Annotated in this window: 14 protein-coding genes; 8 read left to right on the top strand and 6 right to left on the bottom strand. The window is 67.8% G+C overall.

Annotated features, from left to right (window positions below):
• Together WA944_RS09620 and WA944_RS09625 are read right to left on the bottom strand one after the other, a co-directional pair.
• Nucleotides 1-1,341 (bottom strand): putative inorganic carbon transporter subunit DabA (locus WA944_RS09620; protein ID WP_526646820.1); only part of this gene is annotated, 1,341 nt, incomplete at its 3' end.
• Nucleotides 1,338-2,861, bottom strand: coding sequence for a proton-conducting transporter transmembrane domain-containing protein (locus WA944_RS09625; RefSeq protein WP_526611285.1), 1,524 nt, complete (start codon nt 2,859-2,861; stop codon nt 1,338-1,340). The genes WA944_RS09625 and WA944_RS09620, both read right to left, overlap by 4 nt.
• A gap of 139 nt (nt 2,862-3,000) precedes the next feature.
• Between WA944_RS09625 and WA944_RS09630 the strand changes: the two genes are divergently transcribed.
• The 3 genes from WA944_RS09630 to WA944_RS09640 are packed head-to-tail and all read left to right on the top strand — an operon-like array spanning nt 3,001 to nt 4,981.
• Complete coding sequence (locus WA944_RS09630) at nt 3,001-3,573, top strand: CBS domain-containing protein (protein WP_526374235.1); 573 nt, start codon at nt 3,001-3,003, stop codon at nt 3,571-3,573.
• Between the two features lie 37 nt (nt 3,574-3,610).
• Nucleotides 3,611-4,570 carry a TerC family protein gene (locus tag WA944_RS09635; RefSeq protein ID WP_526611281.1) on the top strand — a complete coding sequence of 320 codons (960 nt, stop codon included), beginning with the start codon at nt 3,611-3,613 and terminating at the stop codon, nt 4,568-4,570.
• A 36-nt stretch (nt 4,571-4,606) separates the two neighbouring features.
• Nucleotides 4,607-4,981, top strand: a complete 375-nt coding sequence (locus WA944_RS09640) for a helix-turn-helix transcriptional regulator (protein ID WP_526374117.1) — start codon at nt 4,607-4,609, stop codon at nt 4,979-4,981.
• A gap of 62 nt (nt 4,982-5,043) precedes the next feature.
• Here WA944_RS09640 and mbp1 read toward each other — a convergent pair whose 3' ends face one another.
• Both mbp1 and WA944_RS09650 read right to left on the bottom strand, forming a co-directional pair.
• Nucleotides 5,044-5,289, bottom strand: a complete 246-nt coding sequence (mbp1, locus tag WA944_RS09645; RefSeq protein WP_526374118.1) for a microaggregate-binding protein 1 — start codon at nt 5,287-5,289, stop codon at nt 5,044-5,046.
• 256 nt (nt 5,290-5,545) lie between these two features.
• The gene (locus WA944_RS09650; RefSeq protein WP_526374119.1) at nt 5,546-5,701 is read right to left on the bottom strand and encodes a hypothetical protein; all 156 of its coding nucleotides are present in this window, start codon (nt 5,699-5,701) and stop codon (nt 5,546-5,548) included.
• 118 nt (nt 5,702-5,819) lie between these two features.
• Between WA944_RS09650 and WA944_RS09655 the strand changes: the two genes are divergently transcribed.
• On the top strand, nt 5,820-6,254 hold the full coding sequence (locus WA944_RS09655; protein WP_526374120.1) for an ATP-binding protein: 435 nt from the start codon (nt 5,820-5,822) through the stop codon (nt 6,252-6,254).
• A 62-nt stretch (nt 6,255-6,316) separates the two neighbouring features.
• Nucleotides 6,317-7,039, top strand: coding sequence for an RNA polymerase sigma factor SigF (locus tag WA944_RS09660; protein WP_526374121.1), 723 nt, complete (start codon nt 6,317-6,319; stop codon nt 7,037-7,039).
• Here WA944_RS09660 and WA944_RS09665 read toward each other — a convergent pair.
• Nucleotides 7,010-7,441 carry an STAS domain-containing protein gene (locus tag WA944_RS09665; RefSeq protein WP_526374122.1) on the bottom strand — a complete coding sequence of 144 codons (432 nt, stop codon included), beginning with the start codon at nt 7,439-7,441 and terminating at the stop codon, nt 7,010-7,012. The genes WA944_RS09660 and WA944_RS09665 overlap by 30 nt on opposite strands.
• A 268-nt stretch (nt 7,442-7,709) precedes the next feature.
• On the opposite strand from WA944_RS09665, the gene WA944_RS09670 reads away from it, so the two are divergent.
• Nucleotides 7,710-8,246, top strand: coding sequence for a nucleotidyltransferase family protein (locus WA944_RS09670; protein ID WP_526374123.1), 537 nt, complete (start codon nt 7,710-7,712; stop codon nt 8,244-8,246).
• Nucleotides 8,247-8,253: 7 nt separating this feature from the next.
• Here the strand turns inward: WA944_RS09670 and WA944_RS09675 are convergent, their stop codons facing one another.
• The gene (locus WA944_RS09675) at nt 8,254-8,574 is read right to left on the bottom strand and encodes a hypothetical protein (RefSeq protein WP_526374124.1); all 321 of its coding nucleotides are present in this window, start codon (nt 8,572-8,574) and stop codon (nt 8,254-8,256) included.
• Between the two features lie 287 nt (nt 8,575-8,861).
• Between WA944_RS09675 and WA944_RS09680 the strand changes: the two genes are divergently transcribed.
• Both WA944_RS09680 and WA944_RS09685 read left to right on the top strand, forming a co-directional pair.
• Nucleotides 8,862-9,215 carry a VOC family protein gene (locus WA944_RS09680; protein WP_526374125.1) on the top strand — a complete coding sequence of 118 codons (354 nt, stop codon included), beginning with the start codon at nt 8,862-8,864 and terminating at the stop codon, nt 9,213-9,215.
• Between the two features lie 45 nt (nt 9,216-9,260).
• Nucleotides 9,261-10,059: NAD-dependent epimerase/dehydratase family protein (locus WA944_RS09685; RefSeq protein WP_526646822.1), on the top strand; the 799-nt coding region annotated here is incomplete at its 3' end.

Here is a 10,059-nt window from a genome sequence, read left to right on the forward strand (position 1 = left end):
CTCCTTGGCGGCGTGGAAGGCCGACTCGGCGCCGCCCAGGGTGGTGGCGCCGCGCACCCGGCGCTCGGCGGCGTGACGCGCGTGGGGGGCGGGTCTTTCGGCGATGTGGTGGTTGGGCGAGATCAGCACCGGGCACAGGTCGGCGGGGGCGCCGCCCTGCAGGTCGGTGAACCGGATGGCGACGGCGAAGAACCCGGCGAATCCCAGGGTCTCGTAGTCGCCGCACGATTCGAGGTGGCGGCGCAGTCCTTCCGAGCGGGTGTCGATGCACGTGATGAGGTGGGTGTGCGCGGGCGGACTGTTCCGCGGTGGGTGCGAGGTCAGATCGGCGAGTAACCGGTCCTGGTAGTGGCCCTCGAAGGCGTTCTGCCAGATCATCAGACGGGCCGGGGTGGGCAACGCCGCCAGGATCCGTGCCGCTGTCGCCAGGTCGGATTCGGTGACGTCACCGACCCTCCACACCTCGCACAGGTGCGCGGCGCGTTCCCGTGCGGTGCACGGGGCCGGCACCGCCGGCTCCATGGTCGGACCGTGATGGTTTTCCAGAAGCGCCGCTTCGTAACTCAGCCGCATCGCCAGGTATTGGAGCAGGTCGATGCCGGCGTCACGGTCGGAGCACCAGGTGACGTGTGCGGCCCAGCCCGGCAGCCGGGTCAGATGGGCCTGCAGATAGGTGATCCGGTCCTGGTCGGTGACGCCGAGCACTTCCAACGCTTCGAGCACGGCGTCGTCGGGGCGTTCGGCGATGTCGCGCAGACGGGAGCGCACGGTGCGTGACAGGGTGCGGTCGGTCGGCGCAAGTGCCCGCCACGCCCGGTAGAAGCCCTGTTCGTGGTCGGGCATCGGCCAGCTCGCCTCGCCGAGGAACGCCGTCGTCCACTTCGCGGCTTGGGTGTCGATGGCGTGGGCGACGTCCGCGGCGCGCTCTTCGGCGCGAGTTCGATACCGCCGCCGCGGTTCTGGGGCGGGAATGCCGTGCAGCAGGTCGGCACGCAGCAGTGCGGTGGCACTCAGCTGACGGCCCGCCAGCTCCAGTTCCGGTTCTTCGGCGAGTATCGGGTAGCGCCGAAGGAGTGCTGGGTCCAAATCGGCGTCGGTGATGCGTCCCTGCTGGTACAGCGCGCGGAACTCGGTCTCAGGCAGGGTGCCGGGTGTGCCGTAGAGGTCGCCGGCGCGGCGGATGGCCTGTTCGAACGGCATGGCCTGCAGACCGGCCAGAGGATTCACCGCGATGAAGGTGTCCAGCGGGTAGTGGGTGGGCAGCACACGCGCGGCGAGACGGATGTCGCTGCGCAGCCTGGCGCGACGGGAGTCCAGCCGGGGTGCTGTCGTCTCGGTCATCGGGGTGCTCCTGCCGTGGTCGGTTGGATGGTTCCTGCGCTGAGCGCGTGGGTGTAGACGGTGCGTCGCAGCGCATCGGCGGCCGGCGACCAGCGCAGGCCGGCCAGCGCGCCGAGCAGGATCACCGCGGCGGTGACGGTCACCCAGACGGCGGGCGCGGGCACCGTGGTGTCCGGCAGTGCCGGCGTGAGGAAGGTGGTGGCAGCGCTGATCAGGGCGACGTAGCCCACCGCGGCCAGCAGCAGCACTGCCCCGGCGCTTGCTGCGCCTGCGATGTCGGGCCGGCGCTGCAGCCAGCCCCAGGTGGCGGCCGCGCCGGTCACCCAGGCGAACAGCAGCAGCGCCTGCTCGGTGGCGTGGGTGTGCGTCCATGTCGAGAACACCTCGGTGGCGGCGTACAGCGCGGCCAGGGGGAGTGCCGCGGCGGTGATCAGGCTGACCAGCCGGCGGTGCCCGGTCAGCCGCGGCGCGGCGGGCAGTGCGATGAACCGGCGGTGGCGGGCGATCGCCGAGCCGGAGGACAGGAACAGCGTGGCCTTGTAGAAGCCGTGGGCCACCAGGTGGATCACCGTCGCAGCCCACAATCCGAGCCCACAGGTGAGGATCATGAAACCCATCTGCGCCATGGTCGAATAGGCAAGCGCGCCTTTGATATCCGGTTTGACAAGCATGAGGGCGGCGCCGTAGGCCATGGTGGTGGCGCCCGCGACGACGATCAGCCCGGCAGCCAGGGTTGGGCTGGGCAGCGGGCTCAATCGGATCAGCAGGATCCCGCCGGCGTTGACCACCCCGGCGTGCAGCAACGCCGACACCGGGGTGGGCGCTGCCAGCGTGGCGGGCAGCCAGCGGTGGAACGGGAGCTGTGCGGACCGGGACAACGCGGCGACCACGATCAGTACCGCCACCACCGGCGCCAGCACCCCGTCGAGTTGCGCGGCCGGGAGGTCGGCCAGGCTGACGGTGCCGGTGCGGACGCTGATCAGGCCGACGGCCGCCCACAGGGCGCCGTCACCGATCAGGAAGGCCACTCCGGCACGGCGGACGCCGTCCCGCGCGCTCGGCAGCTGCCAGTAGGTGCCCAGCAGAAGGCACAGCGCCACGCCGGCCGCGGTCCACCCGGCGGCGATGCCGACCAGCGTGGTCGCGGTGACCATCACCGCGGACGCTGCGGTGAGCAGACTTGCGCCCGCGGTGAACCACCAGGCCCGCGGGTCACCGGCGAGGTATCGCACCGCGAACGTCTGTGCCACCGTGCTCACTCCGAAGATCAGCAGGAGCACCGCGACGGCGAGCCGGTCGGTGGTGAAGGTGAACACTCCCGTTCCGGTGGAGGCCTCCTCGCCCGCGGCGCTGCTCACGGCCAGCCCTGCGGCGAGGAGGAACCCCGAACCCGCGGCCAGAGAACCGAACCGCGCCGCGAGCAACGGAATTCCCCGGCCGACCGTGGCCGCCATCACGGCGGCTGACACCGGCGCCCCGAGCAGTGCCACGAGCGCGGCGGCTTCGTCCCACACCAACATGCGAAGAAAAATACGCGTATCACGATGCACGTGTCAATCTACATATTTTGGTGGGGAGGTCAGGCTGACGTTCTGTAAGTTGTGAATATAATTTCGTGTGTTACTGTTCGTGCTAATCGGTCCGAGCGAGAGGTTGACGATGTTGCACGCTGGAGATGTCATGAGCCGCCCCGTGGTCTCGGTGCGGTGCTCGACGCCCCTGCGCGAAGCCGGAACCGTGCTCGCCGATTACGGCTATGCCGGTCTGCCTGTGGTCGACGAATCCGGTTGCCTGCTGGGAATCGTGACGTGCGGCGACGTCCTGCGTGCCGGTCCCGCACGTGAGGCGACGGCGGGCACGGTGATGACGGCACCGGCCGTCACGGTCGGGTTGTACTCCGACCTCGACGAGATCGGCCGCCTGCTGGTGCGCCGGGGGATTCGCAGCGTCCCGGTCGTCGACGACGAGGGGCGTGTGGTCGGGATCGTCAGCCGGGGCGACCTGCTGCGGCTGGACATGACCAGTGACGACGTGATCGCGGTGGGAGCGCAGAAGCTGCTCGATGACTACACCGGCAAGCGGCGGTGGATCGCCCAGGTACGGCAGGGGGAGGTCCTCGTCGCCGGATACTTCGACGGCGATGCCGAACGGCGGATCGCCATGGCGTTGATGCGGATGGTCCCCGGCGTGCGTGAGGTGCGCGTCGGCGTGACCGTGCCCAGCGCCGACTGACTTCATCGCGACAGTTCACGAGACTCGAGGAGAACAAGTGGCCGCCGACGCAATAGTCGTTCCGCTGTGGGGTTGGGTCGCGCTGACCGCTGCCATCGCGGTGATGCTGGCGATCGACCTTTTCATGCACCGCGACAACCATGTCATCGGCTTCCGCGAAGCCGCGGTCTGGTCGTCGATCTGGATCGCCGCGGGCCTGGGCTTCGGCGGGATCGTCTGGTGTGCCTACGGCGCAGAGGTCGCCGGCACCTACTACGCCGGATACCTCATCGAGAAGGCGCTGTCGGTCGACAACGTCTTCGTCTTCGCGCTGATCTTCACCTACTTTGCGGTTCCGGACCGCTACCAGCACAAGGTGCTGTTCTGGGGCGTCGTCGGCGCGCTGCTGTTCCGGTTGGTGTTCATCTTCGTCGGCGCCGAAATGCTGGAGGCGTTCTTCTGGACGGCCTACCTCTTCGGGGCGTTCCTGATCTACACCGCGTACAAGATGGCGTTCCAGCACGACAAGGAACTCGAACCGGACAAGAACCCGGTGGTGCGACTGGTGCAGCGGGTGATCCCGACCGATCCGCGCTACCACGGAGATCGGCTGTTCACCCGAATCGACGGCAAGCGGGTGGCCACGCTGCTGTTCGTCGTGCTGGTCGCCATCGAGGCGACCGACCTGATCTTCGCGATCGACTCGGTGGCCGCGGTGCTGGCCATCACCACCAGCACGTTCATCGTCTGGACCGCCAACGCCTTCGCTGTGCTGGGGCTGCGCAGTCTGTACTTCTGCCTGGCCGGACTGCTGCGCAGGTTCACCCATCTGCACTACGGGCTGGCGGTGCTGCTGGCCTTCGCGGGCGTCAAGGTGGTGCTGTCCGAGACTCCGGTCGGTAAGCTGCCGATCCCGCTGACCCTGGGCGTCATCGTCGTCACGCTGACCGTCTCGATCGTGTGGAGTCTGGTCGCCACCCGAACGGGCAAACCAGCACGCGACCCGCTGGATTACTGAAACCGGTCACACGAATCGGGCAGTACCATATCGGCGATGGTCGCCTCGAAACGAACGCCGAAGACGCCCCCGAAGGCACGCACGCCCAAGGTGGCGAACCGAGCGCGGCCGAAGAAGGCGCCCGAGGCCGTCGAGCCCGGCCAGCCGCGCGGGTGGACGTTTCTGACCAACCACGCCCACGTGCTGTTGTGCCTGGCGCGGGGCTCGCTGACGGCGCGTGAACTGAGCCTGCTCATCGGGATCACCGAGCGCTCGGTGCAGGCCATCCTGGCTGATCTGATCGCCGACGGTTACCTGGAGAAGACCAAGGTCGGCCGGCGCAACAGCTACTCGGTGAATCCGTCGGGACGCCTGCGCCACCCGTTGGAGTCGTCGCACACCGTCGGCGAACTGATCAGCGCGCTGACGTAGCGAGCAGCCACAAAACAGCGGGCCCAGCCGGAAAACCGGCTGGACCCACTGTGGTGAAACTTTTACTGATTGGATTCCTGGCGCTCCTCGGCGGCCTTGGCGCCTGCGCGAGCCGATTCGGCCTCGGCTTCCTTCTCGGCCACATCGCGCTGCGCGTCGGCCTTGTCCTGCTGGGCCTTGCCCTCGCGGACCATGTCGTCGCGTCCGGCGACGGTGCCGACCGTTTCCTTGGCCTTGCCCTTCACGTCCTCGACGACACCCTTGATGCCCTCTTCGGGTCCACTGTTGTTCTTGTCGTTGTCGCTCATGTTCTACCTTTCGCTCGTGGGTTCAGGTCTCATACGCCCAACTTCTCGAGCTGACGTAGCCGCGATTTCGTCATCGCTGCACGAACGTAGTCTTCCCGGAACGTCCAGCCCCTAAACGGGTGACGTGGGTCTCATCGAACGCCATTCTGCCGCAGCGGAATTGCCGCGAACCCGCACGTGGGTTTGGTTTGCACCAGGGATGGGGTACTGCTCCCAGACCATGACGTCTTCCGGATCGAGATGCAGGCTCTCGGCTTCACTGCATCATCGGCGCGAGCATCAGAAACGCGCCGGCATAAATCGCCACCGCCACGAGGACGAGGATCCCCAGCACCACCCCCGCAGTGACCAGGGTGCCGCGCAGCGGCTTGCGCCGGGGTCCGGTTTCGGCGGGTCGCCTGATTTCCTCCATGATGGTTGGTTACCCGACCCGGGTCTTGGCATAACGTTGTCCACGACTGCCCCCCGCGCCCATGAATAGCCAGGGCAACGGCTGGGGTAGTCTCGCTTGCAAGTTTCCGGGAGGTCAGATGGCTGATGTCGCGAGCCACAGCAATGGGCAGAGCCAGGGTGCCCAGTCGGTAGAGCTCAGAGTTGCCGCCACGCTGGAGAATCTCGCGGTGCTGCGCACCCTGGTCGCCGCCATCGGCACCTTCGAGGATCTCGACTTCGATGCGGTCGCTGATCTGCGGTTGGCTGTCGACGAAGCCTGTACCCGGCTGATCAGGTCCGCCGTGCCCGACGCCACCCTTCTCTTGGTGGTCGAGCCGCAGCCCGAGGCGCTCGTCGTACACGCCTCGACCACCTGTGACAGCACCGACATCCTCGCCCCGGGCAGCTTCAGCTGGCATGTGCTCAGCTCGCTCACCGACGAGGTGTCCACGTTTTCCAACGGCCAGTCAGCTGACCAGGGCCAGCAGTTCGGCATCTCGATGACGACGAGGCGAGCGAGTTCGCTGCGGTGACACGATCGTCTTCACAGGGTTCGTCGAAACGGTCGAGCTCTGAATATGCGGACGTCGCCGACATGTTCCGCGAACTGGCCGAGCTCGAGGAGGGGTCGGCGAAGTTTCTGCGGCAGCGTGACCGCATCGTCGAGCGGTGCCTGCCGCTGGCCGATCACATCGCCCGCCGGTTCGACGGTCGGGGCGAGCCACGCGACGATCTGGTGCAGGTCGCTCGGGTGGGCCTGGTGAACGCAGTCATCCGGTTCGATGTCACCGCCGGGTCGGATTTTGTGTCGTTCGCAGTGCCCACCATCATGGGCGAGGTCCGCAGGCACTTTCGCGACAACAGTTGGTCGGTCAAGGTGCCGCGACGGCTCAAGGAGCTGCATCTTCGGTTGGGCGGGGCCACCGCCGACCTGTCACAGCGGCTCGGCCGCGCGCCGACGGCCAGCGAACTGGCCGCCGAGCTGGAGATGGACCGCGACGAGGTGATCGAGGGTCTGGTCGCCGGCAGCTCGTACAACACCCTGTCGATCGACAGCGGGGGTAGCGGCAGCGAAGAAGCGCCGGCGATCGCCGACACGCTCGGCGACGTCGACAGCACTCTCGATCAGATCGAGAACAGGGAGGCGTTGCGGCCTCTGCTGGCGGCGTTGCCGGAGCGTGAGCGGACAGTCCTGGTGCTGCGCTTCTTCGAGTCCATGACGCAGACTCAGATCGCCGAGCGGGTCGGCATCTCACAGATGCACGTGTCCCGCCTGCTGGCGAAGTCGCTAACTCGTCTCCGTGGCCAGCTGCAGTAGCCGGGGCGGGTCGTTGTGCACCGCGGTGAGTGCCGCGTCGACAGCGGGACAGATCGGCAGGGTCGCGTCCGGGTCGCAGATCCTGAGCAGACGCTCGACCGCGGGGCTGGGCACCATCGCCCACTGGATCTCTTCTTTGACGCACTGAACGTTCAGCGTGTGCAGCGCGGTGAAGCCCGCGGTCGCGAAGAAGGTCAGCCCGGACAGGTCGATGACCATCCGGTCGGTGTCTTTGGCGTGAAGCATGGCGTACTCGACAAAACCGGCGCCGTTTGCCGCGTCCAGTTCGCCGTGTGCGGCGACGACGGCGGTGAGGGGCTGCGGCCACGAGATCTCGAACTGCGCGGTGTGGCAGTCGACGCGCTCAGCTGGGGTGGGATGTTGATCGATGATCTGGGACATTTGTGTGACTCCATCAGTCGGAATGCGTGGTGATTCGACTTTGGTTCACGTCAAGGTGGGCCCTTGGTCTCAAAGCCGAGACGGACGGTGTCCGTGTTGACAATGACGCTTCCAGAAGGCTGTGAATTCAACCCGTGCTCTGAACCTTACGCCCTCGTGGTGATCTTGGACAATTATTGTCGGAGCTTATTACCAAATATTCAGGTCGGGCTCGGGGATGACGCCATGTACCGCCGACTGTAAGGCGAAACACGCTGTGTCACAAGAAATGTCGGTTTCAGGTGTGTTGCTCGCGGCGGGTTCGGGCGTGCGCTACGGACAGCCGAAGGTCCTCGCCGAGGGTGGGCGGTGGCTGCGGCTGGGGGTGTCGGCGCTGCGCGACGGCGGCTGCGGCGACGTCGTGGTGGTGTTGGGCGCCGCGCTCGTGGACGTACCAGCACCGGCGCGCGCCGTCGTCGCCGAACGTTGGTCCGACGGCGTCAGTGCGTCGGTGCGTGCCGGCCTGCTCTCGTTGTCCGACATCACCGAGTACGCGGTTCTGACCACCGTCGATACTCCCGACATCGGCGCCGCGGCGGTGCGCCGGGTGGTGGCCGCGGCCCGATCGTCGGGTTCCGGGCTGGCCCGGGCGCGCTACGGTGAACGCCCCGGTCACCCGGTGGCGATCGCGCGCCGACATTGGCCGCCGCTGCTGGACGCGCTCAGCGGCGACGAGGGCGCCGGGCCGTTCCTGCGAACCCGTGACGATGTGGTGACAGTCGACTGCGCGGATCTGGCCTCGGGACTCGACGTCGACGAGCGGTGAGCCGCCGCTATCGGCCGAACATCGCCTGCGCGAACCGCCGCACCGCGTCCGCCCCGGTCTGCGCGGCGTTCTCGTGGCCGGGGCGCGCCCGGGTGTCGATGGCTCCGGTCGCCGGGTCCAGCGTCACCTCGGCGAGCAGTTCGCCGGTCGTCGGCTCGCACACCGCCCACGAGCACAGCGTTTCCGAATCCCACTGTGCCGCTTGTTTATTCACGTAGTCGGGGGTGTGTTCGCCGAGGTCGGCGAGCGCGGGCCGGTCGTCGACTCGGTCGTCCGCGCGCAGCGCACGCAGGTACCAGGTGCCGGCATTGATCTCGACGGGCTCCACAAGCTCAGCTTGCCATGGCAAGGGACAGGCCCCGTTTCCGCCACCTTCGTGGCGAACACGGGGCCCGCTCCACCCCTCAGCAAACCGGACATATGCCGTGGGCAAACCATATAAGACGTCGCGGACCCATGGAAGACCTGACGTTGCCAGAGTTCAATGGCGCAATGCCGCGGTTTCGGCGTGCTCGATTGCCTAGCCAGGCAATGTACCGTCCGCGGCCTGGCGACGCGTCGATGACTTTGTGCTCCGGCGCCGGTCATACCAACAAGCGACGGAAGGAATCAGCGATGGCGATCGAACACGTGCTGGCCGTGGTGGCCGTGTCGGACCTGCAGGCCAGTCGTCGGTGGTACGGCGCGTTGTTCGGCAGGCAACCCGACAACGAACCCATGGCCACGCTGGCCGAATGGCAGGTGACGCCGCAGGGCTGGCTGCAGGTGTTCGTCGACCCCGACCGTGCCGGGTCGAGCCTGTTCAATCTGGCGGTCGAGGACCTCGACGCGCACCTCGCCGCGGCGGCCGGCCGGGGGCTGGAGCCGCAGGCCGTCGTCGAGGCCGACAAGGGCGTGCGGCTGTCGACGCTGACCGATCCCGACGGCAATCTGATCCGTCTGATCGGCGGCTTCCGGGTGCGCTATTGAGCCTCGGTACGGTTGCGGGCGACAGCGACCGTACCGGAGGGGCAGATGAGAGTACTGATCACGGGTGGCACCGGCTTCGTCGGCGCATGGACCGCCAAGGCAGTCCAGGACAGCGGTCACCACGTGAGGTTCCTGGTGCGCAGCGTCGAACGACTGACCGCCAGCGCGGGCAGCATCGGCGTCGACGTCGCTGACTCCGTCCTCGGCGACATCTCCGACGCCGACTCGGTCAATGCCGCCCTGGACGGGTGTGACTCGGTGATCCATTGCGCAGCAATGGTTTCCACCGATCCCAGCCGCGCCGACGAGATGCTGCACACCAACCTCGAGGGTGCCCGCTACGTGCTCGGGGGAGCGGCCGCCAAAGGCCTGGACCCGATCATCCACGTCTCCAGCTTCACCGCGCTGTTCCGCCCCGACCTCGAGGTGCTGCACGCCGACCTGCCCGTGGTGGGCGGCAGCGACGGCTACGGCAAGTCCAAGGCCGTCGTCGAGGCGTACGCGCGCGGCCTGCAGGACGGCGGTGCGCCGGTCGACATCACCTATCCGGGCATGGTGCTGGGGCCGCCGGCCGGTGAGCAGTTCGGCGAGGCGGCCGAAGGTGTCGAGGCCGCGATCAAGATGCGTGGGGTGCCCGGACGCAGCGCGGCCTGGATCGTCGTCGACGTCCGTGACCTCGCGGCGCTGCACGTCGCGCTGCTGGAGCCGGGGAAGGGGCCGCGCCGCTACATGGCCGGCGGTCGCCGGATCCCGGTCGACGAGTTGGCGTCGCTGATCGGCGCGGCAGCGGACCGCTCGCTGGCGGTGTTCCCGGTACCCGACACCGCGCTGCGCGGGGTCGGCG

Source organism: Mycobacterium sp. (assembly GCF_049683355.1).
Classification (GTDB): Bacteria; Actinomycetota; Actinomycetes; order Mycobacteriales; family Mycobacteriaceae; genus Mycobacterium.